Origin of the sequence: Streptomyces sp. NPDC004732, assembly GCF_040609235.1 — a bacterium.
Lineage (GTDB): Bacteria > Actinomycetota > Actinomycetes > Streptomycetales > Streptomycetaceae > Streptomyces.
Genome location: NZ_JBEXJR010000018.1, coordinates 1 through 25,854, shown reverse-complemented (window position 1 = coordinate 25,854; position 25,854 = coordinate 1). Strand labels below are relative to the sequence as shown.

Genomic DNA, 25,854 nt, shown 5'->3' with positions numbered 1-25,854 from the left:
TGTGCGGCGGTGCCGCGTCAGCCGGTAACTGCGCGCGGGTCGAAGTCCTTCATGCGCTCAAGGACACGCTCCGCGCCGGGCCGCACCATCTCGTCGACGATCCGCCCGTCGGCGAGGAAGACGACACGGTCCGCATATCCGGCGGCGACGGGGTCGTGGGTGACCATGACGACGGTCTGGCCGAGGTCGCGCACCGAGTCGCGCAGGAAACCGAGGATCTCCGCCCCGGTCCGCGAGTCGAGGTTGCCGGTCGGCTCGTCGGCGAAGACGATCGCAGGCCGGGCCGCGAGCGCGCGGGCGACGGCGACGCGCTGCTGCTGCCCGCCGGAGAGTTCGGCCGGGCGGTGGTGCAGCCGCCCGGTCAGGCCGACCATGGCGATCACATGGTCCAGCCACTGCCGGTCCGGGCGGCGCCCGGCGATGGTCAGGGGCAGCGTGATGTTCTCCAGGGCGGTCAGTGTGGGCAGCAGATGGAACGCCTGGAAGACGAAGCCGATGCGGTCCCGGCGCAGCTCGGTCAGCTGCCGGTCGTCGAGCCGGTCCAGCTCCGTGGTCCCGATGCGCACGGACCCGGACGTGAACGAGTCCAGGCCCGCCACGCAGTGCATCAGGGTCGACTTGCCGCTGCCGGACGGGCCCATGATCGCGGTGAACTCGCCCTGCCGGAACGCGATGTCGACCCCGTCGAGGGCGCTGACACGGGCCTCGCCGCTGCCGTAGATCTTGTGCAGATCGCTGGTGGCCGCGGCGACGTGGCCGCGGGCGTGGGCGTGGGCGTGGGCTTGGGCTTGGACGGCGGTCATGGAGGACTCCTGCTCGGTGCGTGGCGTGCGTGGCGTGCACGTCGAAGGCTCCGTGAGCGGTGTATCAGCGGCTGATCCGCGCCCGCGCCGTGGCGTATCAGTTCCGCGGCAGGTGCAGCACGGCGACGGCTCCGCCGCCCTCGGCGTCGCTCAGCCGCAGCTCGGCGCCGAGTACGCGGGCCTGGCCCAGGGCGATGGTCAGGCCAAGACCGTGGCCGCCGCCGCGCTCCTGCGCACCGGTGCGGAAGCGGCGCGGCCCCTCCCGCAGCAGGTCGGCGGGGAAGCCGGGGCCGTGGTCGCGGACGGCGACGCTGTGCTCGGCGACGGTGACCTCGACGGGCGCACGGCCGTGCCGGTGCGCGTTGACGACGAGATTGCCGACGATCCGTTCGAGCCGCCGCGGATCGGTCCGCACCACGGGCTCGGCCGTCGTGACGACCTCGGTGGACAGTCCCGTGCGCGCGACCGCCTCCCGCACCACCGCGGCGAGGGGGACGGGGGCCCGGGACGCCTGTTCCGCGCCCGCGTCGAGCCGGGAGACCTCCAGCAGGTCCTCGACCAGGTCGCGCAGATCGCGGATCCGGGCCCGCAGCAGATCCTCGGTCTCGCCGGGCGGCAGCAGATCGGCGGCGGCCAGCAGACCGCCGACCGGGGTCCGCAGCTCGTGCGCGACGTCCGCGGTGAACCGCCGCTCGGAGTGCAACTGCCGCCCCAGGCTGTCCGCCATGGCATCGACGGCGGCGGCGATGCCGGAGATCTCGTCGCGCCCCCCGGTGGGACCCGTACGGGCGTCCAGGTCCCCGGCGGAGATCCGGCCCGCGGTCTGCGACACACGGTGCAGCCTGCGCCCCAGGACGCCGGAGCCGAGGACCGCGAGCGGTGTCACCACGGCCAGGGCCACCAGGGAGGCGACCGTCATACTCATGTCGAGGCGCCGGAGGTCGTGCAGCCGGGGGCCCATGTTCACCTGGTAGGCAAGGACCTTGCTGCCCGGGCCGCCGACCCGCTGGGCCGCCCACATCGAGGGGCCGACGCTACCGTCCACCCGCCGGTCGTCGGCGGTGTGCCGTGCGCCGTCGGACGGTTCGCGCAGCGCGGTGGGCAGATCCGCCGGATCGATCTGGACGCCGTCGGCCAGGACGCCGCCGCGCCGGTAGGTGTCCACCGCCGAGTAGAGGCTGTTGAGCGCCTCGGCCTCGGCGCGGGCGTTGATGTCCCACCGGGTCCAGACGTGCACCATGACGCCCACGGTGGCGGCGACGAGACCGGCGCTGGCCGCCGCCAGTGCCGCGATCTTCCACCGCACCGGCACTCCGCCCCGGTCGGACCGGAACGGGCGGGTGTCGTGCTGCGCCGCGTCAGCCTGTGTCGCGTCGGTCCGCCCCGCGTCGGTCCGTCCCGCGTCAGTCCGTGCCACGTCAGCGCCTGAGCTTGTAGCCGAAGCCGCGGACCGTCTCGATCCGGTCCCGCCCGATCTTCCTGCGCAGCCGCTGGACGCACAGGTCGACGACGCGGGTGTCGGCGTCCCAGCCGTAGTCCCACACATTGCGCAGCAGCGCATGCCGGTCGAGGACGATCCCAGGCTCGGCCGCGAATTCAAGCAGCACCTTCAGCTCGGTGGGTGTCAGGGCGACCGGCGCATCCCTGACGGTCACCACCATGCCGCCCATGTCGATGCGCAGCTCCCCGAACTCCACGACACCGGGCCCGGACTGCGGCGTCTGCTCCGTCCCCTGGCCGTCCGTGGGCCGCGGGTAGGTCGCGCGGCGCAGCAGCGAACGGATCCGTGCGACCAGGACGTAGGTGTCGACGGGCTTGACGACGTAGTCGTCGGCCCCGGCCTCCAGCCCGGCGACCACATCCAGTCCGTCGCCGCGCGCGGACATCATCAGCACGGGTACGAGGCTGGTCTCGCGCACCTTGCGGCACAGTCCGATGCCGTCGAGGCCGGGCAGCATCACGTCGAGGATCAGCAGGTCGAAGTCCTGCTCCCGGAAGTGCTCCAGCCCTGCCAGGCCGTCGCCCGCGGTCCGCACCCGATAGCCGTACCGCTCCAGGGCCGTACCGAAGGAGCGACGCATCAGGTCGTCGTCCTCCACCAGCAGAATGCGCTCGGCGTTTTCGGGCGGCGGACTGGACGACATGAGGGAGGGGCCTTTCGAACGGCTCGACGACTCGATGGAGCGGAAGGTGCGGACGAGGAGGTCGGGGCGGCACTGCTGATCCCGCCGGTGTCCCGTTCGAACCATATGCGAGACATGGCACGTCGAACCGCCCGAGCCCGCGCCCGAGCCGCGCCCGACCCCGAGTCATCGATACAGCAGCCCGGCCGCAGCCACGTATCAACCGATGCTCAACCGCGCATCACACGACCCGGAACTCCTCGACCTCCCCCGTCCGCAGCTGCAGACCGTGCCCGATGCCGCCGTCCGGGCGGATCACGCCCCCGGTCGGGTCGAGCGCCCCGTCGAAGAACATCGACTCGATCCGCACGTGATCGTGGTACCACTCGACGTGCCGCAGGTTCGACACGCACGCGGCGACCGCGGCATGCGCGTGCGGCGCGCCGTGCGCCGAGACCTCCAGGCCGTGCGACTGCGCGAGGGCCGCGGCACGCAGCCACTCCGTGAGACCGCCGCAGCGCGTCGCGTCCACCTGGAGGCAGTCCACGGAGGGGATCATGCGGGCGAAGTACGGGAGGTCGTACCCGTACTCTCCCGCCGTCACGTCACACACCAGCGCGTCCCTGACCAGCGCGAGCCCCCGCAGGTCGGCCGACGACACCGGCTCCTCGAACCAGCCCACGCCGTGCTCGGCGAGCACCCGGCCCACCCGCACCGCCTGCTTGCGCGTGTAGCCGCCGTTCGCGTCGACGTACAGCTCGGCCTGCGGGCCGATGACGTCCCGCGCGGTGCGGACCCGGGACACGTCGCGGGCGGCCGCCCGGCCCCAGCCCTCCCCGACCTTTATCTTGACGCGCGGTATGCGCTGGCCGTGCACCCAGCCGTTGAGCTGCGCCGCCAGATGCGTGTCGTGGTACGTCGTGAAGCCGCCGCTCCCGTAGACGGGAACCTCGTCGCGGGCCGCCCCGAGGAGGCGTACGAGAGGCAGCTCCAGGAGGCGCGCCTTCAGGTCCCACAGCGCGATGTCGACCGCCGAGATCGCGCACCCGGCGGCACCGGCCCGGCCGGTGTTGCGGACCGCCTTCGTCATCTCGTCGTGCGCGGCGGGGATGTCGAAGGCGTCGAGGCCCTGGACCACGGGGGTGAGCAGCTCGTCCGCCAGGGTGGCCACGGACGCGGGGGCGTAGGTCCAGCCGGTCCCCGTCGCGTCGCCCGCCGTGATCTCGACGACGACGATGGTCGTGGTGTCCCAGGACAGGGTGCCGTCGGCCTCCGGCGCGTCCGCGGGCACCGTGTACGCGGAGACGGCGGGTCGTTCGATGGGGACTTCCTGCTTCATCGGACCGTTCCTCAGTCGTGCCCGTCGGGAGCCGACGGCGCGAGCCGTCACCGGGAAGGGCGGGCGGGGCGGGGCGGATACGGCTGCGGGTAACCCCGGGAGGCGGGCGCAAACGGCGGTCGCGCGGCGTCCCTCCGGCGTGGTATTCGCGCCCAGCACAGGGGAGTGAGGCGGTCCGGACCGGGGTTTGGCGTCCGCCGCGCAGGGGCACGCGGGGGGTCACGACCCCGCCGGATTCGACCCCTTTCGACCCGCCGGAGGAGCACTGTGAGCCGATCCCGCATCGTCGTCGTCGGAGCCGGCTTCGCCGGTTACCGCACCGCCCGCACCCTGTCCCGGCTGGCCCGTGACAGGGCCGACATCACCCTGCTCAACCCGACCGACTACTTCCTCTACCTGCCGCTCCTGCCCCACGTCGCCACCGGTGTCCTGGAGCCCCGCCGGGTCACCGTCTCCCTCTCCGGCACGCTGCCCCACGTGCGCCTCGCGCTCGGTGAGGCCGACGGAGTCGACCTGGAGCGGCACCGGGTGACGTACACCGACCCCGAAGGGGGACGCGGCGAGCTGCCGTACGACCGGCTCGTCCTCAGCGTGGGCAGTGTCAACAAGCTGCTGCCCGTGCCGGGCGTCGCCGAGCACGCACACGGCTTCCGCGGCATGCCCGAGGCGCTGTACCTGCGCGACCACATCACCCGCCAGACAGAGCTCGCCGCCGCGGCACCGGACCCGGAGACATGCCGGGCCCGCTGCACGTTCGTAGTCGTCGGCGCGGGCTACACCGGGGTGGAACTCGCCGCCCACGGAAGCCTGTTCACCGACGCGCTGGTCCGCAAGCAGCCGCTGCGACAGGGCATACGGCCCCGCTGGCTGCTGCTGGACATCGCGGGCCGCGTGCTCCCCGAACTCGACCGGCGTCTTTCGGTCACCGCCGAGCGCGTCCTGAGGCGGCGCGGTGTGGACGTCCGCACCCGGACCTCCGTCAAGGAGGCCACATCGGTCGGGGTGCTCCTGGACGACGGAGACGCCGTCGACACGCGCACGCTCGTCTGGTGCGTCGGCGTACGTCCCGATCCGCTCGTCGCCGGACTCGGACGGCCCCTGCAGAAGGGGCGCCTGTGCGTCGACACCTGCCTCCAAGTGCCGGGCCACCCCGAGGTGTTCGCGTGCGGCGACGCGGCGGCCGTGCCCGACCTGACCAGGCCCGGCGAGGTCACCCCGATGACCGCGCAGCACGCCTGGCGGCAGGGCGCGACGGCCGGGCGCAACGTCGCCGCGTCCCTCGGCATCGGCACGCGCCGCGCCTACCGCCACCGCGACCTGGGCTTCACCGTCGACCTCGGCGGCGCCCAGGCCGCCGCCAACCCGTTCGGCGTGCCGCTGTCGGGCCCGCTCGCCGGAGCCGTCACCCGCGGCTGCCACCTCGCGGCCCTGCCGGGAAACCGTGTCCGCGTCGCCGCGGACTGGCTCCTGGACTCCGTACTCCCGCGCCAGGCGGTCCAGTTGGGCCTGGTCCGTTCGTGGTCGGTGCCTTTGGAGTCGGCGTCCCCCGAACTGGCCCGCCTGCCGCGCCCGGACGCCCACGACAACGACCGTCACCCGCAAGCCCCCGGCCATTCGCCACCCAAGGAGGAGCCCGATGACGAACAACAGTGACCAACTCGAAGCCGTCGCACGGCAGTTGCGGGTCGATTCGGTGCGGGCCGCGGCCGCCGCGGGATCCGGCCACCCGACCTCGTCCATGTCCGCGGCCGATCTGATGGCGGTGCTCATCGGGCGCCATCTGCACTACGACTTCGACCGGCCCGACCACCCCGGCAACGACCGGTTCATCCTCTCCAAGGGCCACGCCTCACCGCTCCTCTACGCCGCGTACAAAGCGGCGGGGGCGCTCACCGACCATGAGCTGCTCACCTTCCGGGGGCGGGGCAGCCGTCTCGAAGGGCACCCCACACCCCGTGCCCTGCCCTGGGTCGAGGTCGCCACCGGCTCGCTGGGGCAGGGGCTGCCCGTCGGCGTCGGCATGGCCCTGTCCGGCAAGCGGCTCGATCGGATCCCCTTCCGCGTCTGGGTGCTGTGCGGCGACAGCGAGCTGGCGGAAGGATCGGTGTGGGAGGCCGCGGAGCACGCCGGGTACGAGCACCTCGACAACCTCACCGCGGTCGTCGACGTCAACCGGCTCGGCCAGCGCGGACCGACCCGCCACGAATGGCAGTTGAGCGCCTACGCCGACCGCTTCAGGGCCTTCGGCTGGCACGTCGTCGAGACCGACGGACACGACGTCGACGCCGTCGACCGCGCCTGCCAGGAGGCGCGCTCCACCGTGGGGCAGCCCACCGTCGTCCTCGCCCGCACCGTCAAGGGCCGGGGCGTCGCCTCCGTGGAGAACCGCGAGGGCCTGCACGGCAAGCCGCTGCCGGACCCGGAGGCGGCCGTCGAGGAACTGGGCGGCGTACGCGACGTACGCGTGCAGGTGCGCAGCCCCGCCGCCGCCCGTGCCATGCACGCCGTGCGCAGCGGCCACCTCGAACTCCCGCGGCACGCCCTGGGTGAGGCCGTCGCGACCCGCACCGCCTACGGCCAGGCGCTCGCCGCGCTCGGCACCGCACGCGGTGACGTGGTGGCCCTGGACGGCGAGGTCGGCGACTCGACCCGGACGGAGTACTTCGCCAAGGAGCACCCCGACCGGTTCTTCGAGTGCTACATCGCCGAACAGCAACTCGTCGCCGCAGCAGTGGGGTTGGCGGCGCGCGGCTGGGTGCCGTACGCGTCGACGTTCGCCGCGTTCCTCACCCGCGCCCACGATTTCATCCGGATGGCCGCGGTGAGCGGCGCCGACATCAACCTCGTCGGCTCGCACGCCGGTGTCGCGATCGGGCAGGACGGCCCGTCCCAGATGGGCCTGGAGGACCTGGCGCTCTTCCGCGCGGTGCACGGCTCCACGGTCCTGTACCCGTGCGACGCCCACCAGACGGGGCAGCTCGTCGCGTCGATGGCCGGGCTCGACGGGATCAGCTACCTGCGTACGTCACGGGGGGACGCGCCCGTCATCTACGGGCCCGAGGAACAGTTCCCCATCGGCGGCTCCAAGGTGCTGCGCGCCAGTGACGAGGACCGGCTCACCGTGGTCGCCGCGGGCGTCACCGTCCACGAGGCGCTGGCCGCCGCGGCGGCACTGGACCGCGAGGGCATCGCGGTGCGCGTCGTCGACCTGTACTCCGTCAAGCCCGTCGACCGCGCCACCCTGCGCGAGGCGGCCGAACGCACGGGCTGCCTCATGACCGTCGAGGACCACCGGGAGCAGGGCGGTCTCGGCGACGCGGTCCTCGATGCGTTCACCGACGGCAGGCCCGTGCCGCGGCTGGTGCGGCTCGCGGTGCGGACGATGCCCGGCTCGGCGTCGCCCGAGGAGCAGTTGCACGCCGCGGGCATCGACGCGCAGTCGATCGCGGCGGCGGCCCGCCTCCTGGTGGAGGAGGGGGTGGTCCGCTGAGTCGGCTGAGTACGCTGAGCCCGCTGAGTGCGAGGCGCCCGGAGGCGGCGGTCAGTGGGAACGCCCCGCCCGGAACCAGGAGTTGGCCGCCGGGCGGAACATCAGCACCGTCGCCGTGAGCGCGGCGGCGAGGTGCAGCACACCGCCGACCCCGGACAGGACGTCGACGAAACCCGGTGGCCACCGCGACGAGCTGAGCGCCGGACCGAGCAGGGACAGCGCGCCGGTCGCCCCGAGCCCGCCGACCAGCGCCCAGCGCGCCCAGCGCACGCCCTGGCGCATCCGCACCGCCAGCAGGACCGTCGCCGCGAGCACCGCCATGTGGAGCGGCAGGAGCGACAGGAGAGGGAGGCCGCCGACGGCCGTCATGAAGACGCCCGCGGCGGCCGCGGTGAGCCAGAGCGCGAAGGCCGTCTTCACTGCGCCGGGAGCCGGTGCCCCGTCGGGGCCCGGGAGCATGCGGGCCAGGGGCAGCGCCAGGGGGCGCGGCTCGTGGGAGCGGGGCCGGGGGCGAGGGGCGCGGGGGAGACCGGTGCCGGGCGTCGCGTGCGTGGTGCGGGTCGGGTCGGTGTGGTGCGTCATGGCGGGCCTCCGGGGCGCGGGATCGATGGCGGGGCCGGTCTTGGGACCGGGTGGGAGATCGGTTGTGGAACCGGGTGGGGATCGGTTGTGGGACTTCGATCCTTCCGGTCCTGCCGCCTCGGGGCACGCCCGTCGGCCCCCGGTTTCCGGGTGGTGCCAGCCACCCTCCCGACCAGGGCGAACCCCACCCCGCACCACTGAATCTCAAGCTGCGCGGGCTACGCGGCCGAGTGTCGCGGTATCCGGCCGCACACGGACCGACCACGTTTGGCCAAGGCTCATCGGGTAACTCGGTCGTCGAGGTGAACATGGTCAATACGCCACGTAAGACCACAGACGGCAAGTCATCAGCTCAAAAGACATCCGAGAGCAAGGCGCCGGAGAGCGAGAAGGCATCGCTGCCGGGCCCCATGGCAGTCCTCCGCAACGCTCGCGAGCAGCTCGCGGAGCTGACCGGTATGACACCCGAATCGGTGTCTTCCTTCGAACGCACCGAAGACGGCTGGCTGTTGGAGATCGAGGTCCTCGAACTGTCCCGTGTCCCCGACACGATGAGCCTCCTCGCGAGCTACGAGGTGCAGTTGGACCCGCAGGGCGAACTCACGGGCTACCGCCGCCTGCGCCGTTACGAGCGCGGGCGCTCGGAGCCCCGCGGCACCGGCGCCCATTAGGACCGAAGGACCGAAAGACAGACCGCAAGACAGACCGCAAGGAACCCCCAGCGAACCCCGAGAGCAGAACAAGACCAAGGAGGCACCGTCGGCATGACCGTAGTCCCGGCACAACAGTCCGGCGGCGGAGGCGGCACCAGTGGCCTGTACGACGTCGTGGAGCTCATCCTCGACCGAGGACTCGTCATCGACGCCTTCGTACGCGTTTCGCTCGTCGGCATCGAGATCCTGAAGATCGATGTCCGTGTCGTCGTCGCGAGCGTCGACACCTATCTCCGGTTCGCCGAGGCGTGCAACCGCCTCGACCTGGAGACCGGACAGAAGAAGGACCCCGGACTGCCCGGCCTCGTCGGCGAGATCACGGAGTCCGGTGCCAAGGGCAAGTCCAAGGGCGCGCTCTCCGGAGCCGCCGAGACCATATCGGACGCTTTCAAGCAGTCCCGTGAAGAGGGCGATCGGCAGAGCGAGGAGCGGCCGCGGGCCCGGCGCTCGACCTCCCGCCGGAAGGAGGAGCAGGAGTGACCACGTACGTGTACGGCATCGCGAGCAGCTCCCATCCGGCGCTGCCGGACGGCATGGAGGGCATCGGCCGACCGGCCTGCCCCGTGCGCGTCCTGAAGAACGGCGACCTCGCCGCCATCGTGAGCGACGCCCCCGAGGACCTGAAGCCCAAGCGGCGTGATCTGCTCGCGCACCAGAACGTCCTGTCGGAGGCCGGTGCCGCGGGTGCCGTGCTCCCGATGCGCTTCGGCAGCCTCGCACCGGACGACGACACGGTCGTCTCCGTGCTCGGAGAGCGCGCCGGACACTACGAGGAGCGGCTGCGTACGCTCGACGGCAAGGTCGAGTACAACGTGAAGGCCACCCACCACGAACAGGCCGTACTGCACCAGGTTCTCGCCGAGAACCCGGAGCTGCGCGCCATGGTCGAGGCCAACCAGCGCCAGGGCGGCGGCACCCACGAGCAGAAGCTGCAGGTGGGCGAGATGATCACCGCCAGCGTGCGGGCCCGCGAGACGAGCGACGCCGTCCAGGTGCGACGCGCGCTCGAACCGGCCGCCGAAGCGGTCGGCGAGGGCCCCGAGAGCACCGGCTGGCTGGCGAACATCTCGTTCCTCGTGAACCGCAAGACCGCCGAGGGCTTCCTCTCGGCCGTCGAGGAACTCCGGGCCACGCAGCCGCACTTGGACCTGCGGGTGCACGGTCCGCTGCCCCCCTACAGCTTCGTCGACCCGGGGCCTTCCGAGCCCGCGGAGTGACGGCGACGGCATGGGGCTGATCGGCGAACTGCTCCTCCTGCCTCTGGCTCCTGCCCGCGGCTCCCTCTGGGTGCTCAGGCAGGTGGTCGACGAGGCGGAGCGGCAGTACTACGACCCCTCGGCGATCCGTCGTGAACTCTCGCGCCTCGAGGAACTCCTGGAGGCGGGGGAGATCGACGAAGCCGAGTTCGAACGGTGCGAGGACGAGCTCCTCGACCGACTGCAGCACAGCACAGGACGGGACTTCTGATCATGAACCGACTAGCAGTGGGCCTGGCCGTGGGCGCGGGATACGTCCTCGGACGCACGAAGAAGGCCAAATTCGCGTTCGCCGTCGGCAGCATGGTGGCGGGCAAGCGGCTCAATCTGAGCCCGAAGGCGCTGGGTCAGCTGGTGACCCAGCAACTGGAGAACAATCCGCAGTTCAAGGAGATCGGCGACCAACTGCGCCAGGACTTGAGGGGCGTGGGCAAGGCCGCCACCGGATCCCTCCTCACCCGGCAGCTCGACGGCCTCGCCGACCGTCTGCACGACCGCACCCTCGGCGTCCAGGACCGCATATCAGGTGTGGTGCCGGACGACGTCAAGGACGTCAAGGGTGTGAAGAGCGTCGTCGGCAAGGACGACGAGGAGGAGGCCGAGGGCCGCAACGAGGACGAGGTCGGCGAGGACGAGGGCGAGGAGTCCACGTCCGATTCCGAGTCCACGTCCGATTCCGATTCCGCGTCCGGGAGCGGTTCCGGGCCCCGCTCCGAGCGGTCCGGGCAGCGCAAGAAGCCACCGGCGAAGAGGGCCGCACCGAAGACGGGAGCGAAGCCCGCCTCGAAGCCCGCCCCGAAGGCGGCCGCGAAGAAGGCCCCGGCCAAGAAGACCGCGCAGAAGACGGCCCGGAAGAGCACGGCCGCTGCCGCCGGAGGCACCGCCCGCAGGGCCACCTCGTCGGCCCGATCGGGCGGCGGCAGGACGAAGGGAGGCAGCGACCATGGCTGAATCGCAGCTGAGCAACATCACGCACAGCCCGGCCGCCGACCGCCTGAAGGAGGAGGCGCAGGCCTACCTCATGGCGCAGGCCGAGCGCATGCTCGTCGGCGTCGGTCACCGGCTCGGCGGTGCGACCGTCAAGCTGAACGACATCGCGGAGGGCAAGAGCCCCGGCTTCGGCAAACTGGCGGCCCAGGCGGGCAAGAAGGTCGCCGAGGGCAAGGGCCCGGTGCGCAGCGCGCTGGAACTCGGCGGCAGCCACCTGAAGGACAAGGTCACCGACGCCTTCAAGGGCCTCGGCGGCAAGCGCAAGAAGGGCGGCGCGGGCCAGAAGCCCACCGTCATCCTGGAGTACGTCGACGTCGGCGTCCCGCTGCGCGAGGCGTACGACCAGTGGACCCAGTACCAGGAGTTCTCCACCTTCGCCAAGGGCGTCAAGGGCGCCACCGTGGCGAGCGACACGGACTCCGACTGGAAGCTCAAGGTCTTCTGGTCCAACCGCAGTTGGAAGGCGCACACCACCGAGCAGGTGCCGGACCAGCGCATCACCTGGACCTCCGAGGGCGGCAAGGGGACGACGAAGGGAGTCGTCACCTTCCACTCGCTCGCCGAGAACCTCACCCGGGTGCTGCTGATCATCGAGTACTACCCGAAGGGCCTCTTCGAGAAGACCGGCAACATCTGGCGCGCCCAGGGCCGCAGGGCCCGTCTGGACCTCAAGCACTTCGCCCGGCACATCACGCTGCGCGGCGAGGCGAGCGACGGCTGGCGCGGAGAGATCCGCGACGGCGAGGTCGTCGTCAGCCACGAGGACGCGGTGGCCGAGGAATCCGAGGGCGAGTACGAGTCCGATGAGGAGCACCCGGAGGACGAGCCGGAGTCCGAGTACGACGAGTACGACGAGGGCGACGAGGGCGACGAGGGCGAGCCTGCGGAGGAGTACGAGGAAGAGGAGGAGGCCGAGGAGGGCGCCCCCGAGGAGGAGGCCGAGGACGAGCCCGAGGGCGAGTACGACGAAGAAGAGGCCGAGTACGAAGAAGAGCCCGAGGCCGACGACGAGAGGCAGCGCGAGTACGCCGGGTCGGCCGGTGGTGGGCGGGACCGTCGATGACGGCCTCCCCCGGCAGCGGGCTCCCCGGCCCGTACGGTAGCGGCGGTGGCGGGGCCAACCTCGCCGACATCCTGGAACGCGTCCTGGACAAGGGCATCGTCATCGCCGGTGACATCAAGATCAACCTGCTCGACATCGAACTGCTCACCATCAAGCTCCGCCTCATCGTCGCCTCCATCGACAAGGCCAAGGAGATGGGCATCGACTGGTGGGAGGACGACCCGGCGCTCTCCACCGGGGCGCGCCGCGCCGAACTCTCCCGGGAGAACGCCGAGTTGAGGCAGCGCCTGGCGGAGCTCGAAGAACGGAAAGCCCTGGAGCCGGCCCAGAAGGAGACACGTGAGCGCCGCAAACGATGACGCGAACGGCGGCGGACCGCACCACGACGACCTGCGGTACGTCTACGCGGTCTGCCGCCCCCTCGCCGCACCGCTCGCCGCCGACCTCACCGGGGTCGGCGGCGAGCCGCCACGCCAGCTCGTCCACGGGGACCTGGTCGCCCTGGTCGGCCCGGTGCCGGAGCGGGACTTCGCGGAGAAGCCCCTGCGCGGGCACCTCGAAGACCTGGACTGGCTCTCCGGGACGGCCCGCGCGCACCAGCGTGTGATCGACGCGCTCACCACGGTCACCTGCCCGCTGCCCCTGCGCCTCGCGACCGTCTTCCGGGACGACAGCGGCGTACGCACCATGCTGGAGGACGGGGCTGAGCGCTTCCACCGCGTCCTGGAGCGGATCGACGGACGCGTGGAGTGGGGCGTGAAGGTCCACATGGAGAGCGACCACGTGGACAACGAGGTGAGCGCGGAGAGCGGTGGGGCCGTCTCCGGGCGGGACTACCTGCGTCGGCGGCGCAGTCGGCGCACGGCGCAGGAGGCGAACTGGCAGCGGGCCGAGGACTTCGCGCAGGCGCTGCACGAGCGGCTCGCGGGGCGGGCCGACGGTTCCCGGCTGCACGCGCCGCAGAACTCGGAGCTGTCCCGCGCGCCGGGCCGCAACGTGCTCAACGCGGCCTATCTGGTGTCCCGCACCCACTCCGAGGAGTTCGTCGAGCTCGTGGACCGCACCAAGGGCGATGAGCACGGGACGAGCGGCCTCCGGGTGGAGCTGACGGGGCCGTGGGCGGCGTACTCCTTCACGGGGGACGCGGGGGACGCGGGGGACTCGGGCGACGAAGAGGACACCTCCGTATGACCGTCGTCGAACGCCGGGAAGTCGCCCTGGTCGATCTGCTCGACCGGCTCCTCGCGGGCGGCGTGGTCATCGCGGGTGACATCACCCTGCGGATCGCGGACGTCGATCTCGTACGCATCGACCTGAACGCATTGATCAGTTCGGTGAACGAGCAGGTGCCCGCGCCGTGGCCGGAGACGGAGTAGCCCCATGAACACAGGCCGAGATGCGAACACCGACCGCCGGGGGCGCATGAACCTCGACCCCGACACCGTGGAGCGGGACCTGGTGAAACTGGTCCTGACCATCGTCGAGCTGCTCCGTCAGCTGATGGAGCGGCAGGCGGTGCGCCGCTTCGACACCGGTGAGCTGACCGAGGACCAGGAGGAACGGATCGGCCTCACGCTGATGCTCCTGGAGGACCGGATGGCCGAGCTCCGGGGCCGGTACGGGCTGCGGCCCGAGGACCTCAATCTGGACCTCGGGCCGCTGGGCCCGCTGCTCCCCAGGGAGTGAGGAGGGAGCGAGGCGTCACTTCCGGCAGAGGACCTCGCCGTGCAGTACCGCGAACCACGCGTCCTCGCGCGCGCCCCACTCCCGCCACGCCGCGGAGACCGCGTGCAGCCGCTCGGCGTCGGCGTGGCCGCCCTCCAGCGCGCGGTCGGCGTAGGCGGAGGCGAGGGTGCGGTCCGCCCACAGCCCGCTCCACCAGGCGCGCTCCTCCTCGGTGCTGTAGCACCAGGTGTCCGCGGTCGCGGTGACGTCCGTGAAACCGGCCGCCAGGGCCCAGGACTTGAGACGGCGCCCCGCGTCGGGCTCGCCGCCGTTGGCGCGGGCCACCCGCCGGTACAGGTCCAGCCAGTCGTCCATGGCGGGCAGTTGCGGGTACCAGGTCATCGCCTCGTAGTCCGCGTCGCGGACCGCGACGATGCCGCCGGGCTTGCAGACCCGCCGCATCTCGCGCAGCGCCCGCACCGGATCGCCGACGTGCTGGAGCACCTGGTGGGCGTGGACGACACAGAAGGAGTCGTCGGGATAGTCGAGGTCGTGCACGTCGGCGACCGCGAACTCCACGTTGTCCAGGCCGCGTTCGGCGGCGTGCGCGCGTGCCTGGTCCAGGATGCCGGGGGCGCTGTCCACGCCGGTGACCCGGCCGTCCGGGACCAGCGCCGCCAGGTCGGCGGTGATGGTCCCGGGGCCGCAGCCGATGTCGAGGACCGCCATGTGGGGCTTGAGCGAACCGACGAGATAGGCGGCCGAATTGGCGGCGGTGCGCCAGGTGTGGGAACGCAGCACGGACTCGTGGTGTCCGTGCGTGTAGACGGCGGTCTCCTCAGGCATGGCGGAGCTCCTTCGTGTGCGACTACGGGAACCGTACGCCGCCATGCCGAATAGTGAGACCTGCGTATCAATATATGGGCAGTGCTGTGGGCAGTGCGTGATGTGGACAGTGCCTGCTGGCCGAGGTCAGCGGACACCGGTCAGCGGGCGGTACACGGTCAGCGCCTCCGGCAGCTTGTCGATCATCAACGAGCCCTCCACGTGCGTCACTTCACCGTCGAACGCCACGGCCGTGCCCTCGCCGAGCCCGTCCACCCGCAGCCGGGGCAGCCGCGCGGCCGCCTGCGCGGGGGAGCGCACCTCGGGCCCCGTCACCGCGGCGGCCAGCAGCCGGGCGCCCGGCCTGCGCCCGCCGTGGACTATGCGCACGTCGAGCAGTCCGTCCGCCAGGTCGAGCCTGCGGCCCGGGGTGAGGCCCGGCCGGTGGTAGGTGCAGTTACCGGCGAACAGCAGCCACAGCGCCCGCTCCTTGCCGCGGAACTGGGCGACCATCGGACGCTCGTCGGAGCGCAGCACCTTGAGCGCCGCGAGCACCGACGCCGGTTTGCCGCCGATGCGCGGCGACCAGTGCTCGCGCTGCCGCACCAGCTCGGGGTACACGCCCAGGCTGAACGTGTTGAGGAAGTACCCCTCCTTGGGCTCCCCGGACTTCGACCCGTCCGCGGTGAAGCGGCCGACGTCGACGGCGACCGCGTCACCCGCCTCCACCGCGCCCGCCAGATCGCGGGCGTCCTCGACCCCGAGGTCGTACGCGAAGTGGTTGAGGGTGCCGCCGGGCAGCACCGCGAGCGGCAGGCCGTGGTGCAGCGCGACGCGGGCCGCTGCGTTGACCGTGCCGTCGCCGCCGCACACACCGAGGACCTGTGCGCGGGCCGCCGCCTTCTCCAGCTCGGCGCCCACGTCGGCGGGCTCGGCGACGACGACCTCCGCCTCCGGCAGCGCGTCCTGGAGCGCCTTCACGCGCTGTGGGGTGCCCGCCCCGGAGTTGGTCACCAGGACCAGACCGGCGCCGCCCGGCAGCGCGGGCGCCGTCACCCGGGGCCGTCCAGGCGGCGCCAGCTGCGCCCGCGTCGGGACCAGACCGCGCACCGCGAACGCCGCGCCCGCGCCCAGCGCGCCGCCCACCAGGACATCGCTCGGGAAGTGCGCCCCGGTGTAGATGCGGGAGACCGCGACGGCGGTCGCGAGCGGTGCCACGGCCGCGCCCCAGGCCCGTGACTCCAGCGCCACCCCCGTCGCGAACGCGGCGGCGGACGCCGCGTGGCCGGAGGGGAAGGACGTGGTGACCGGCTGGCGCTTGAGCTGGCGTATCAACGGCACCGAGTCGAGCAGCGGCCGCGCCCGGCGCACCGAGCGCTTGCCCAGCGTGTTGATCGTCGCGGAGGCCAGGGCCAGCGAGGCCACGCCGCGCAGGGCGGCCCGCCGGGCCCGCGGGGTGCTGGTCGCGGTGATTCCCGCGGCCACCGCGAACCACAGCGCACCGTGGTTGGCGCTCTGGCTGAGCCGGGGCAGCACCCGGTCGGCGCCGGGCCAGTGCCGGGTGGCGACCGCTTCGAAGAGCCTGCCGTCGAAGGAGACCAGACGGGCCTTGACCGGGCGGTGCCCGGCGGCGGGACGGGACAGGTCGAGACCGGAGACGTCCGGGGAGTCAGCGCACATGGCGCTCACGTACCCCCACCTGTGCCGTTCAGGCCGCCCCGACAGGGAAACGGTTTGCCCGGGCACCCGTCGGCCACGGAGAATCCCGCTCATGGGACATCTGGAAGCCGCACACCTCGAGTACTACTTGCCGGACGGGCGGGCGCTGCTCGGTGATGTGTCCTTCCGGGTCGGCGAGGGCGCGGTCGTCGCCCTGGTCGGGGCGAACGGCGCGGGCAAGACCACCCTGCTCCGGCTGATCTCCGGCGAGCTCCAGCCGCACGGCGGCAGTGTCACCGTGAGCGGCGGCCTCGGCGTGATGCCGCAGTTCGTGGGCTCCGTGCGTGACGAGACCACCGTGCGCGACCTGCTCGTCTCCGTCGCCCAGCCGCGGATCCGCGCGGCCGCGAAGGCCGTGGACGCCGCCGAGCACGAGATCATGACGGTGGACGACGAGGCCGCCCAGATGAAGTACGCGCAGGCGCTCTCCGACTGGGCGGAGGTGCAGGGGTACGAGGCGGAGACGCTCTGGGACATCTGCACCATGGCCGCGCTCGGCGTGCCGTACGACAAGGCCCAGTTCCGCGAGGTCCGCACGCTCTCCGGCGGTGAGCAGAAGCGCCTGGTCCTGGAGTCCCTGCTGCGCGGCACCGACGAGGTGCTGCTCCTGGACGAGCCGGACAACTACCTCGACGTCCCCGGCAAGCGCTGGCTCGAAGGGCAGCTGAAGGAGACCCGCAAGACCGTCCTGTTCGTCTCCCACGACCGGGAGCTGCTCGCCCGCGCCGCCGAGAAGATCGTCAGCGTCGAGCAGAGCCCCGAGGGGGCCGACGCGTGGGTGCACGGCGGCGGCTTCGGGACGTTCCACGAGGCCCGCAAGGAACGCTTCGCGCGCTTCGAGGAGCTGCGCCGCCGCTGGGACGAGAAGCACGAGCAGCTGAAGAAGCTGGTCCGCACCCTGCGCCAGGCCGCCGACGTCAGCCACGAAATGGCCTCGCGCTACCACGCGGCCCAGACCAGGCTCCGCAAGTTCGAGGAGGCGGGGCCGCCGCCCGAGCCGCCGCGCGAGCAGGACATCACCATGCGACTGCATGGAGGACGGACCGGAATCCGGGCCGTGACCTGCGAGAACCTTGAGCTCACCGGTCTGATGAACCCCTTCGACCTGGAGGTCTTCTTCGGCGAGCGGGTCGCCGTCCTCGGCTCGAACGGCTCGGGCAAGTCGCACTTCCTGCGGCTGCTCGCGGGCGACTCCGAAAATCCCGTCGCGCACACCGGCACCTGGAAGCTCGGCGCGCGCGTCGTGCCAGGACACTTCGCGCAGACCCACTCCCACCCCGAGCTGATGGGCCGCCCGCTCCTGGACATCCTGTGGCGCGAGCACGCGCAGGACCGCGGCGCCGCGATGTCCCGGCTGCGGAGGTACGAGCTGACGCAGCAGGCCGAGCAGAACTTCGAGCGGCTCTCCGGCGGCCAGCAGGCCCGCTTCCAGATCCTGCTGCTCGAACTGGAGGGCTGCACGGCCCTGCTCCTCGACGAGCCCACGGACAACCTCGACCTGGAGTCCGCCGAGGCCCTCCAGGAAGGCCTGGAAGCCTTCGAGGGCACGGTCCTCGCCGTCACCCACGACCGCTGGTTCGCCCGCTCCTTCGACCGCTATCTGGTCTTCGGCAGCGACGGCCGGGTCCGTGAGACGCCGGAGCCGGTGTGGGACGAGCGGCGGGTCGACCGCGTGCGGTAGACCCGCCGCCCGTGCCACGGCCCGTGCCGCCCGCCTCAGCCGAAGAAGGCCGGGGAGGCCGGCTTCGTGGGCTTGCTGCCGGGCGTCGCCCGGCACGTCACGTCCTTCGCGGGCAGCCTGCCGGTGACCAGGTAGTCCGTGGCGGTGTCCTCGGCGCACCGGTTGGCCGGGCCCGCGGCCATGCCGTAGATGACGCCGTGCCCCTCGCCCTCGTCGACGGTCAGCAGCCGGGACCCCTTCAGCGCGCGGTGCATGCCGCGCGCCGTCGACAGCGGGGTCTGCGAGTCCCACTCGTTCTGCACGATCAGCGTGTCCACGTCGTTGTCGACCTTGGTGAGGGGCTCCACCGGCCGGTCCCAGAAGGCACACGGGTTGATGCTGGAGGCGAAGTCCCCGAAGAGCGGGTAGCGGGCGGCGTCACGGACCGAGTCGCGGCGGTACGTCTCCGGATCGCGCGGCATGGGCGCGTCACCGCACACGACGGTCCAGAGCGCCGACACCAGGTTGTCCGTGCTCTCCGGCTCGGTCGGGAAGTCGGGGACCGGCTTGCCCGCGGCCGCGTCCTTCAGCATGCCGACGAGCTCGGCGGCGCTGCGGGCGGTGAAGAACTCGCGGCGCAGGAAGCCGCGGATGTCGGTGCCGGTGAGCTTGGCCGTGCCCACGTCGATCGGATCGCGGTCGGCCCGCTTCACCAGGCCCCAGAAGGTCTCGGAGACTTCGGCCGGAGTCTTCCCCAGGTCGTACGTCGCCGAGTGCGCGGCCGTCCACCGCGTCCAGCGGGCGAACGCGGGCTCGACCTCCGGCGCCCACACCTGGAACATCTTCCGCCACATCATCTTCGGGTCGACGGCGCTGTCGAGGACGAACCGGTCGGCCCGCCGGGGGAACAGCTGTGTGTAGGTGGCCCCGAGCGCGGTTCCGTACGAGACGCCGTAGTACGAGATCTTCTTCTCGCCGAGGACGGCCCGCAGGACGTCCATGTCCCGCGCGGTGTTGCGCGTGGTCATCTGCGAAAGGGCCGGGCCCGTTTCCTTGCGGCACTTGTCCGCCACGGTCTTCGCCCAGGCGACGTTCTCGCCGAACGGCCGGTAGGAGCGCGGGAACCGCTTCTCTTCGTCGGTGAGCCCGCAGTTGACGGGCGTGCTCGCGCCGATGCCGCGGGGGTCGAACCCGATGAGGTCGTACCGGTCGGTCACGGACTTGGGCATGGTTTTGGTGAAGTAGAGCGGCAGGTCGAGCCCCGGGCCGCCGGGCCCGCCGGGGTTGGAGAGCAGGACGCCGCGGCGCTTGTTCGTGTCGCCCGCCCGGATCCGGGATATCGCGAGGTCGATGGCGGTGCCGCCGGGGTCGCGGTAGTCGAGCGGGACCTTGATGGTGGCGCACTGGTAGACGGCGGGCGTATCGGCGCCGCACCGTTTCCAGTCCGGGGTCTGGCCGGTGAAGCGGGTCAGCGGGCGGCTTTCGGTGTCCTGCCGGGGCGCGGCCGATGCGGGCAGCGCGGCGAGGCCGGGGGCCAGCACGGCGGTGACACCGAGGGCGAGGAGCGGTAAGCGGCGGTGGCGTCTCGGTACGGAGTGGGGCACGTGGGCGGTCCTTCCCGTCGGAATTGTTCTGCCGACCGGGTTGACGCGGAAACAGCGCCCCCCGCCTCCCCAGGGGGCACCGCTGTTTCAGGACATTTCCAGGGCGGCTGTACGCGCCGGTTCGGCCGTGCGGTGCGCGCGCGGACCGTGCGCGGTGCATCCTGGGTAGTACGGGCCCAGCGGGTACCCGGGAAGCAGGGAGCGCGGCCACCGAGCGATCGGAGCGATCCATGAACGGAGTCGATCCGGGCAGGCTGGACGACCAGCAGCTCATCAAGGAGCTGGAGACGATCCACCGCACCCGCCACAGCACCCTGCTGCACGGCTCGAACGACGCCCTGCGGGCGCACAACGACCGCATGGCGCAACTCGAAGGCGAGTACCTGCGCCGCCACCCGCGCAGGTCGGTGGCCGGTGGGAGAACCCGCGCGGGCGCGCGGGAGAGGGGAACCACAGCCACATGACGGACCACTCGAACCTGCTGGCACTGCACGGCGAGGCGCTCGACCTCTTCACCGACCGCGTGCACGCCGTCCGCGCCGACCAGTGGGACGCGCCCACCCCCTGCACGGACTGGACCGTGCACGACCTGGTCAACCACCTCGCGTCCGAACAGCTGTGGGTGCCGCCGCTGCTCCGCGACGGTGCCACCACACAGTCCGTCGGCGACGCCTTCGACGGCGACATGCTCGGCCCCGACCCGGTCGCCTCCTGGGACACCGCGGCCGCCGCCTCCCGCGCCGCGTTCCGCGAGCCGGGCGCCCTGGACCGCACCGTCCACCTCTCCTTCGGAGAGACCCCCGCCCCCTTCTACGGCGGGCAGATGACCACCGACCTCGTGGTGCACACCTGGGACCTGTCCCGTGCGATCGGCGCCGACGAGACGCTGCCCGTGCAGCTCGTGGACTTTGCGCTGCGCGAAGTGACGCCGTACGCGGACGAGTTGGCGAAGAGCGGCCTCTTCGCCCGGGCGGTGGAGCCGCCTGCCGGCGCCGACGAGCGGACGAGGCTGCTGAGCCTCCTCGGCCGCCGGGTGTAGCAGACCGCACAAGACCCCACGAAACCGCACAACTCGGCGTTGCCAATCTTTCGGCTCGCGAACAGAGGGAACCTGATGTTCATGAGAGTCGGAGTGGTGGATGTGGGATCGAACACGGTGCGACTGGTCGTCGCGGATGCCGACGGGCAGGTGCCGTTGCCGGTCCACACGGTGAAGAGACGTCTGCGGCTCGGCGAGCATCTGGACGAGGAGGGGCGCCTCGCCGAGGAGCCGGTCAGGGAACTGGTCACCGCGGTGCGCGACGTACAGGAAGAGGCACAGCGGTGGGGGGTCGTCGAGCCGTTCGCCTTCGTCACCTCCATCGTGCGCGACGCCCCGAACCGGGCCGAGGTGCTGGAAGCAGTGGAGGCCGGGACCGGAATCCGGCTGCGCACGTTGTCGGGTGAGGCCGAGGCGGAGCTGACGTTCCTCGCCGCCCGCAGGTGGATGGGGTGGCGCGCGGGGCCGCTGGTGCTCTTCGACATCGGCGGCGGATCCCTCGAAGTGGCCTTCGGCCGCAGCCGCCTGCCCGACTACGCGGCCTCCCTGCCGCTCGGCGCGAGACGGCTGACGCGGGACCTCTTCGACGGCCAGGACCCGCCGCGCGAGGAGGACCTCAAGGCGGTGCGCCGCCAGGTGCGCCACCAACTGCGGGACGTGGCCGCCCGGATCCGCTGGGAGATGCCGCACACGGCCGTCGCCACCTCGCGCACGTTCCAGCAGCTGGCCAGATTGTGCGGGGCCGCACCCGGCCGCTACGGACCGTTTGTGGAGCGGCAGTTGGGGCGCGTCGCACTCGGCAAGGCGCTCAAGGAGCTGGCCGGGATGCCCGCGGAACGACGCGCGCAGCTGCCGGGCATCTCGGCGGCGCGGGCGGTGCAGAGCGTCGCCGGCGCGGTGGTCGCCCACACGGCGATGAAGCTCACCGGCATCGAAGAGGTGACCGTCTGCCCCTGGGCCCTGCGCGAAGGCATCCTGCTCCGCTACATCGAGGACGGCGACGCGGACTGGTGGGCCGGGGAACACGTGCACATGGGCGACGCGAACCGCACGGGATCGATGCTGCTGCCGCTGACCGCCGAGACCTGCGCGACGTGAGGGTCAGACCCTGTTGCTCCCGTCGGGAGCCGCGCGGCTGATGTCGGCGAGTGCCGACGTCGGATCCTCCGAAAGCGCCAGGTCGCCGAGGCTCACCATGCCCACCGGATGGCCGTCCTCGACGACGGGCAGCCGTCGCACCGCGTGGTCGCGCATCAGGCCGATGGCTTCCGAGACCGCGTCGTCGGGGGTCACCATCACGGGATCGGGCGTGCAGACGGCCTGTGCGCTCACCGTCAGCGGATCGGCGCCGTCGGCCACGGCACGCAACGCGATGTCCCGGTCGGTGAGCACGCCGAGGACCCGGCCCTCCGACGCGACGAGGACGTCGCCGATGTCCTGGGCGCGCATCAACTGTGCCGCCTCGACGAGAGAGGCGTCGGGGCGTACGGCCACGACGCCCGGCGTCATGACGTCCCTTACGTAATCAGCCATGGCTTGAGCCCTTCCTGCATACGTCCTTCATGTGTTCGGCGTGGTCACTCCGGCCGCAGTACCCCTGAGCCACAGAGCCATGCCTCGCCCGGCGGGAAGGTGACAAAACGGTGGCCCCGTCCGGGTGTTCGGCCGCCCCGGCGGGAAACCCGGGCGTGTTTGTCGCAGGGAGCGCGGGGCAGGCGGAAGAGCAGTGCTTCGGACCGGAGGCACGTCCGTGGGAGCGTCCGTGACGCTCGCCTCCCCGGGTGTGCCCGTGGCGGTCCGGCGTGCACGCACTCCCACGGTGACCGTCCATCCCAAGGCACCCATGAGGGAGTTGCGACGCACCATGCGATCCCACAGCACCGCTGCAGTGGCCACGAGGCCCAAACGTCATCCGCACGACGACGCCCCCGACACCGCGGAAGCCTTCGCCCGCCTGGTCGAACTGGCGCCGGGACCCGAGAGGGACACGCTGCGTCAGGAGGTCGTCCAGGCCTGGCTGCCCATGGCGGAACGCCTCGCGGGGCGGTTCCGCAACCGCGGTGAGTCCCTCGACGACCTGCGGCAGGTCGCGGCCCTCGGCCTGGTGAAGGCCGTCGACCGCTACGACCCGCGGCGCGGCACCGCGTTCGAGAGCTACGCGGTCCCCACCGTCACCGGTGAGATCAAGCGGCACTTCCGCGACCACATGTGGACCCTGCACGTGCCGCGCCGCGTCCAGGACCTGCGCAACCGCGTGCGGTTCGCTCGCCAGGACCTCGCCCAGACGGTCTCCGGGCGCGCCCCCACCACCGCCGAGATCGCCATCCACGCGCAGATGAGCGAGGAGGACGCGAAGGCCGGTCTGGAGGCGCTCGACAGCTTCACCGCGCTCTCCCTGGACGCCGAACTGCCGGGCAGCGAGGACGGCTACTCGCTGAGCGACGCCCTGGGCGGCCCCGACCCCGCGCTCGACGTCGTCGTCGACCGCGAGGCCGTCAAGCCGCGCATCGCGCAGCTCCCCGAGCGCGAGCGGACCATCCTCTACATGCGGTTCTTCGGCGACATGACGCAGAGCCGCATCGCCCACGAGATGGGCATCTCGCAGATGCACGTCTCGCGGCTGATCAGCCGCTGCTGCGACCGGCTGCGCGACCAGGTCATGCGGGACGCGGCCTGACGCCTCAGCGGATGCCGCGCCGCATGGCGAGCGCCATGTGCCGGGACATCACGTCGACCGCCCGCGCCTCGGCCATCGAGAAGGCGAGCCGCGCGCCGCTCCTGAAGAGCGTGAGGACACCCTCCACCGGACCGTGCGTGCCGGCGGTCAACGGCACACAGAGCAGGGACGTGACCTCGGCGCGGACGAGGACGTGCGCGCCGGTCGTGTCCCTGCCGAACGCGTCCGGATCCTCCGGGCGCACCTGCAGAGAAGCCGCCCCGCCGCGTGCCGCCTCAACGACGAGGGGGCAAGCGGCGGGGTCCTGCGCGAGGACGTCGGCGGCCGGGGCGTCCGGCGGTCCGAGGACCGTCGCGCGCCGCAGCCGGGCGGCGCCCTCGTCGGCGACCACCCAGTCCGCGAACCGCCCGTGCAGGACCGCGGCCGCCGCCTCCAGGACCCCCGCCCGGTCATCGTCCGCCACGGTGAGCAGCGCCGACGTCATGGCGTCCATGAGGTCGAGCTGGGCCGCGTGCCGGGTCGCCTCGCCGAGATCGGGGACGGGCCCCTGCACGCTCGGCCGGCGCGGCCCGCGGTCCTCCGTCGGCTGCAGCACGACGAGGACCGCCGTGCGGGGCTCGGCGCCGGGGCGCAGCGCCGTGAGGGTCGCGCGGACCGGGGTGCCGGGGTTCTGCTGGAGGTGCACGTTCAGGCTCCGGTCGCCCTCGCCGCGGGCGACCGCCGCGGTCTGCGAACGGAACGCGACCCGGTCCGCGTGCACCAGGAACCCGGTCAGCGGCCGTCCCGTCGCATATCCCGCGCGGACGCCGGTCAGGCCGGTGGCGGAGAAGTTCATCCGCCGGACGACGGTCTCCCTGTCGACGAGTGCGACCGGCAGCGGCATCCGCTGGAACAGGGACCGCAGCAGCCGCTGCTCTTCGCGGTCCGAAGTGGCGTCGTCCCACTGGCCGTTCACGGCAAGTCGCTCGTACGTGGGCCACAACTGGGCCGCCACGTGGTCGAGTTCGAAGAGCGCGGCGTCGAGTACGGTGCCGAGGTCGCCGGAAGGGACGGAGCGGGCCGACTTCAACTCCGCAGTGCGGCGCACGAAATCCGCGAGCTCTTCACCGAACTCTTCCATTTGAGACATGCGACGAACCTAACCGCTGCGACCGTTTTCCGTAGGCCCTGACGGGAAGCCGAGGGGGAGAGGAGGAACAGTCATGGCGCCCTTGCCCGACCCGGACCTGCTTCGACCTGAATCATCCCTGCCCGGCCGCAGGCTGTCCGAACTCGCCGAACAGGCCGTGCGCTGCACCCCCGCATGCTGCGGCGCGAGCACGACGGTGTCCGACGGCGGCGACGAGCACCCCATAGCCGTCACCCACCCCGATCTCGCCGGGCTCGTCTCGGTGCAGCTGCGCTCCGGCGACGGCCCCATCCCCGCCGCCGAGGAGCGGGGTGCGCCCGTCGACGCCGAGGACCTGCTGCGGGACGAACGGTGGCCCGCGTACCGCGCGATGGCCCTCGACGCGGGCGTACGCTCCTGCGTCACGCTGCCCTTCCAGCGCGGCGGGCTCACCGTCACCCTGACCCTGTTCGGCTTCCGTCCCGGAGCGTTCGACGATCCCGGGCGCGGGCCCGCCCAGGCGCTCGGGGACCTCGCCACGACGAGCTTCGTGCGCGACCGGCACTACCGCGCCGCGCTCACCGAGCTCGACCAGCTCACCACGGCCCTGCGGACGCGTCCCGTCGTGGACCAGGCGTCCGGAATCGTCATGCACGTCCTGGGGTGTGACGCGGACACCGCCTTCGGGGTGCTCCGGCGGATCTCCCAGACCACCAACCGCAAGCTTGCGGACGTCGCGGCCGCGCTCGTCGAGACGCGGGGCCGCGGCCTGGAGGGCGAACTGGTCTCACTGGCCCGCTGAGGACTGCGACAGGGGCCCGAACCGGTCGGCACGGACCGGTTCGGGCCCCTCGCGTCGCTCCCGCCCCCGGGCGCACAAGCGGTACGGAACGCTCACCCGGGCGGGGGCCAGCGCGGGCGGGAGGGGCGGCGCCGCGTTGTGATGGGCACGTACGGCAGGCGGCTGCGGCAGGAACGTGTGAGAGGCGCCTACGGAGATGTCCCGGAATGTCCTGGGTACGCACCGGTGCGACGGGGCATGACCAGGGCAGAGACACGCGAGTGCACGGAGGTACGGATGAGGCGGACGGAGACGGAGGGCCGCGGGCCCGTCCGGTACGGGCCGCCCCAGCCGGAGCCCGGCCTGCCCCTGCGTGACCAGGTGCATGATCGCGAAGACGTAGCCGATGGGGCCGAG

28 protein-coding genes are annotated in these 25,854 nt (G+C 72.2%); 18 read left to right on the top strand and 10 right to left on the bottom strand.

All coding sequences use genetic code 11. The features are described 5' to 3' along the window. Window positions 1-17: 17 nt before the first annotated feature. The 4 genes from ABZV77_RS37555 to ABZV77_RS37540 form a co-directional block, all read right to left on the bottom strand. Entirely contained in the window at window positions 18-803 is a 786-nt protein-coding gene (locus tag ABZV77_RS37555) for an ABC transporter ATP-binding protein (protein ID WP_356266979.1), read from the bottom strand. Between the two features lie 97 nt (window positions 804-900). Next, entirely contained in the window at window positions 901-2,220 is a 1,320-nt protein-coding gene (locus tag ABZV77_RS37550) for a HAMP domain-containing sensor histidine kinase (protein WP_356266978.1), read from the bottom strand. 1 nt (window position 2,221) lies between these two features. Beyond that, window positions 2,222-2,947 (bottom strand): two-component system response regulator CseB, encoded by a 726-nt coding sequence (gene cseB, locus ABZV77_RS37545; RefSeq protein WP_356266977.1) that lies wholly within the window; start codon window positions 2,945-2,947, stop codon window positions 2,222-2,224. Between the two features lie 220 nt (window positions 2,948-3,167). Beyond that, a complete protein-coding gene (locus ABZV77_RS37540) occupies window positions 3,168-4,265 on the bottom strand; it encodes an enolase C-terminal domain-like protein (protein WP_356266975.1) in 1,098 nt (365 codons plus the stop codon). A gap of 267 nt (window positions 4,266-4,532) precedes the next feature. On the opposite strand from ABZV77_RS37540, the gene ABZV77_RS37535 reads away from it, so the two are divergent. Together ABZV77_RS37535 and ABZV77_RS37530 are read left to right on the top strand one after the other, a co-directional pair. Next, the gene (locus tag ABZV77_RS37535) at window positions 4,533-5,918 is read left to right on the top strand and encodes an NAD(P)/FAD-dependent oxidoreductase (RefSeq protein ID WP_356266973.1); all 1,386 of its coding nucleotides are present in this window, start codon (window positions 4,533-4,535) and stop codon (window positions 5,916-5,918) included. Continuing rightward, entirely contained in the window at window positions 5,902-7,755 is a 1,854-nt protein-coding gene (locus tag ABZV77_RS37530; protein ID WP_356266971.1) for a transketolase, read from the top strand. The genes ABZV77_RS37535 and ABZV77_RS37530 overlap by 17 nt, the downstream gene beginning before the upstream one ends. A gap of 51 nt (window positions 7,756-7,806) precedes the next feature. Here the strand turns inward: ABZV77_RS37530 and ABZV77_RS37525 are convergent, their stop codons facing one another. Beyond that, a complete protein-coding gene (locus ABZV77_RS37525) occupies window positions 7,807-8,337 on the bottom strand; it encodes a hypothetical protein (protein ID WP_356266970.1) in 531 nt (176 codons plus the stop codon). A 308-nt stretch (window positions 8,338-8,645) separates the two neighbouring features. On the opposite strand from ABZV77_RS37525, the gene ABZV77_RS37520 reads away from it, so the two are divergent. From ABZV77_RS37520 to ABZV77_RS37475, 10 genes are all read left to right on the top strand, one after another. Then, a complete protein-coding gene (locus ABZV77_RS37520) occupies window positions 8,646-9,008 on the top strand; it encodes a gas vesicle protein (protein ID WP_356266968.1) in 363 nt (120 codons plus the stop codon). A gap of 93 nt (window positions 9,009-9,101) precedes the next feature. Continuing rightward, on the top strand, window positions 9,102-9,530 hold the full coding sequence (locus ABZV77_RS37515; protein ID WP_356266966.1) for a gas vesicle structural protein GvpA: 429 nt from the start codon (window positions 9,102-9,104) through the stop codon (window positions 9,528-9,530). Continuing rightward, complete coding sequence (locus ABZV77_RS37510) at window positions 9,527-10,267, top strand: GvpL/GvpF family gas vesicle protein (protein ID WP_356266964.1); 741 nt, start codon at window positions 9,527-9,529, stop codon at window positions 10,265-10,267. Before ABZV77_RS37515 ends, ABZV77_RS37510 begins: the two co-directional genes overlap by 4 nt. Before the next feature lie 10 nt (window positions 10,268-10,277). Next, window positions 10,278-10,517, top strand: coding sequence for a gas vesicle protein GvpG (locus tag ABZV77_RS37505; protein ID WP_356266962.1), 240 nt, complete (start codon window positions 10,278-10,280; stop codon window positions 10,515-10,517). A 2-nt stretch (window positions 10,518-10,519) separates the two neighbouring features. Further along, window positions 10,520-11,257: a hypothetical protein gene (locus ABZV77_RS37500; protein ID WP_356266961.1), complete on the top strand. Its 738-nt coding sequence runs from the start codon at window positions 10,520-10,522 to the stop codon at window positions 11,255-11,257. Further along, a complete protein-coding gene (locus ABZV77_RS37495) occupies window positions 11,250-12,359 on the top strand; it encodes an SRPBCC family protein (protein ID WP_356266959.1) in 1,110 nt (369 codons plus the stop codon). Before ABZV77_RS37500 ends, ABZV77_RS37495 begins: the two co-directional genes overlap by 8 nt. Next, on the top strand, window positions 12,356-12,718 hold the full coding sequence (locus tag ABZV77_RS37490; RefSeq protein ID WP_356266957.1) for a gas vesicle protein: 363 nt from the start codon (window positions 12,356-12,358) through the stop codon (window positions 12,716-12,718). Before ABZV77_RS37495 ends, ABZV77_RS37490 begins: the two co-directional genes overlap by 4 nt. After that, window positions 12,699-13,550: a GvpL/GvpF family gas vesicle protein gene (locus ABZV77_RS37485; RefSeq protein ID WP_356266955.1), complete on the top strand. Its 852-nt coding sequence runs from the start codon at window positions 12,699-12,701 to the stop codon at window positions 13,548-13,550. The genes ABZV77_RS37490 and ABZV77_RS37485 overlap by 20 nt, the downstream gene beginning before the upstream one ends. Next, window positions 13,547-13,735, top strand: coding sequence for a gas vesicle protein (locus ABZV77_RS37480; RefSeq protein WP_055567556.1), 189 nt, complete (start codon window positions 13,547-13,549; stop codon window positions 13,733-13,735). The genes ABZV77_RS37485 and ABZV77_RS37480 overlap by 4 nt, the downstream gene beginning before the upstream one ends. Before the next feature lie 4 nt (window positions 13,736-13,739). Beyond that, a complete protein-coding gene (locus ABZV77_RS37475; RefSeq protein WP_356266953.1) occupies window positions 13,740-14,045 on the top strand; it encodes a gas vesicle protein K in 306 nt (101 codons plus the stop codon). 15 nt (window positions 14,046-14,060) lie between these two features. On the opposite strand, the gene ABZV77_RS37470 is transcribed toward ABZV77_RS37475, so the two are convergent. Together ABZV77_RS37470 and ABZV77_RS37465 are read right to left on the bottom strand one after the other, a co-directional pair. Beyond that, complete coding sequence (locus ABZV77_RS37470) at window positions 14,061-14,870, bottom strand: class I SAM-dependent methyltransferase (protein ID WP_356266951.1); 810 nt, start codon at window positions 14,868-14,870, stop codon at window positions 14,061-14,063. A 126-nt stretch (window positions 14,871-14,996) separates the two neighbouring features. Next, window positions 14,997-16,529, bottom strand: a complete 1,533-nt coding sequence (locus ABZV77_RS37465; protein ID WP_356267197.1) for a phosphatase PAP2 family protein — start codon at window positions 16,527-16,529, stop codon at window positions 14,997-14,999. 91 nt (window positions 16,530-16,620) lie between these two features. Between ABZV77_RS37465 and ABZV77_RS37460 the strand changes: the two genes are divergently transcribed. Beyond that, the gene (locus ABZV77_RS37460; protein ID WP_356266949.1) at window positions 16,621-18,249 is read left to right on the top strand and encodes an ATP-binding cassette domain-containing protein; all 1,629 of its coding nucleotides are present in this window, start codon (window positions 16,621-16,623) and stop codon (window positions 18,247-18,249) included. A gap of 35 nt (window positions 18,250-18,284) precedes the next feature. On the opposite strand, the gene ABZV77_RS37455 is transcribed toward ABZV77_RS37460, so the two are convergent. After that, window positions 18,285-19,832 (bottom strand): alpha/beta hydrolase, encoded by a 1,548-nt coding sequence (locus tag ABZV77_RS37455; RefSeq protein WP_356266947.1) that lies wholly within the window; start codon window positions 19,830-19,832, stop codon window positions 18,285-18,287. A 230-nt stretch (window positions 19,833-20,062) separates the two neighbouring features. Here ABZV77_RS37455 and ABZV77_RS37450 point away from each other — a divergent pair, with 230 nt between their 5' ends. The 3 genes from ABZV77_RS37450 to ABZV77_RS37440 all read left to right on the top strand — a co-directional run bounded on the left by ABZV77_RS37450 (window position 20,063) and on the right by ABZV77_RS37440 (window position 21,969). Next, complete coding sequence (locus ABZV77_RS37450) at window positions 20,063-20,296, top strand: DUF6158 family protein (protein WP_356266945.1); 234 nt, start codon at window positions 20,063-20,065, stop codon at window positions 20,294-20,296. Beyond that, window positions 20,293-20,871, top strand: coding sequence for a TIGR03086 family metal-binding protein (locus tag ABZV77_RS37445; protein ID WP_356266943.1), 579 nt, complete (start codon window positions 20,293-20,295; stop codon window positions 20,869-20,871). The genes ABZV77_RS37450 and ABZV77_RS37445 overlap by 4 nt, the downstream gene beginning before the upstream one ends. 81 nt (window positions 20,872-20,952) lie before the next feature. Next, window positions 20,953-21,969: a Ppx/GppA phosphatase family protein gene (locus ABZV77_RS37440; protein WP_356266941.1), complete on the top strand. Its 1,017-nt coding sequence runs from the start codon at window positions 20,953-20,955 to the stop codon at window positions 21,967-21,969. Between the two features lie 3 nt (window positions 21,970-21,972). On the opposite strand, the gene ABZV77_RS37435 is transcribed toward ABZV77_RS37440, so the two are convergent. Continuing rightward, window positions 21,973-22,404 carry a CBS domain-containing protein gene (locus tag ABZV77_RS37435; RefSeq protein ID WP_356266939.1) on the bottom strand — a complete coding sequence of 144 codons (432 nt, stop codon included), beginning with the start codon at window positions 22,402-22,404 and terminating at the stop codon, window positions 21,973-21,975. A gap of 331 nt (window positions 22,405-22,735) precedes the next feature. Between ABZV77_RS37435 and ABZV77_RS37430 the strand changes: the two genes are divergently transcribed. Beyond that, entirely contained in the window at window positions 22,736-23,548 is an 813-nt protein-coding gene (locus ABZV77_RS37430; protein ID WP_356266937.1) for an RNA polymerase sigma factor SigF, read from the top strand. A 4-nt stretch (window positions 23,549-23,552) separates the two neighbouring features. Here ABZV77_RS37430 and ABZV77_RS37425 read toward each other — a convergent pair whose 3' ends face one another. Next, window positions 23,553-24,677 carry a PAS domain-containing protein gene (locus tag ABZV77_RS37425; RefSeq protein WP_356266936.1) on the bottom strand — a complete coding sequence of 375 codons (1,125 nt, stop codon included), beginning with the start codon at window positions 24,675-24,677 and terminating at the stop codon, window positions 23,553-23,555. A gap of 73 nt (window positions 24,678-24,750) precedes the next feature. Between ABZV77_RS37425 and ABZV77_RS37420 the strand changes: the two genes are divergently transcribed. Next, window positions 24,751-25,458 (top strand): ANTAR domain-containing protein, encoded by a 708-nt coding sequence (locus tag ABZV77_RS37420; protein WP_356266934.1) that lies wholly within the window; start codon window positions 24,751-24,753, stop codon window positions 25,456-25,458. Window positions 25,459-25,854 lie beyond the last annotated feature (396 nt).